Below are 766 nucleotides of genomic sequence, written 5' to 3'. Positions count from 1 at the left end.
GTGATCCGGACCTTCGAGGGCGTGCAGACCGGCACGGGCCACGGCGTCCACGTCGGCGAAGTCCCGATCGGCACCACCCCGACCGACTCCGGCTACCAGCTCAAGGACGGAACGCGCGGCGGCACCTACACCACCGACATGCACGGTGGCACGGTCGACGGCGGATCCCTCTTCACCCGTTCCACCGACAGCTGGGGCGACGGCCTGCCGTCCAACCGCGAGTCCGCGGCCGTCGACGCGCACTTCGGCGTCGCGGCGACCTGGGACTTCTACAAGAACACCTTCGGCCGCGCGGGCATCCGCGGTGACGGGGCCGGCGCGTCCAGCCGGGTGCACTTCGGCAGCGGGTACCGCAACGCGTTCTGGGACGACTACTGCTTCTGCATGTCCTTCGGCGACGGCGACGGCAACACCCACCCGGTGACCTCCGTCGACGTGGCGGGCCACGAGATGACCCACGGCGTCACCTCGGCCACCGCCGGTCTCATGTACTCGGGCGAGTCCGGCGGCCTGAACGAGGCGACCAGCGACATCCTCGGCACCATGGTGGAGTTCCACGCCGACCTGCCCGCCGACACCCCCGACTACCTGATCGGCGAGAAGATCGACCTCCACGGGGACGGCGCCCCGCTGCGCTTCATGGACAAGCCGTCCAAGGACGGCCGTTCCGCCGACTACTGGCGCCGGGGCCTCGGCGGCATCGACGTCCACTACTCCTCCGGCGTCGCCAACCACTTCTTCTACCTGCTCTCCGAGGGCAGTGGCG

The 766-nt window shown here is 70.1% G+C and carries 1 protein-coding gene; it reads left to right on the top strand.

Going from position 1 to position 766, the window contains the following annotated elements; all coding sequences use genetic code 11:
- Positions 1-766, top strand: a 766-nt coding sequence (locus PUR56_RS01965) for a M4 family metallopeptidase (protein ID WP_329947583.1), incomplete at both ends; no start/stop codon positions are given.

It is taken from the genome of Streptomyces sp. BE303 (assembly GCF_036290945.1).
In the GTDB taxonomy this organism is placed as follows: domain Bacteria; phylum Actinomycetota; class Actinomycetes; order Streptomycetales; family Streptomycetaceae; genus Kitasatospora.
This window is presented reverse-complemented; position numbering and strand designations above follow the sequence as displayed.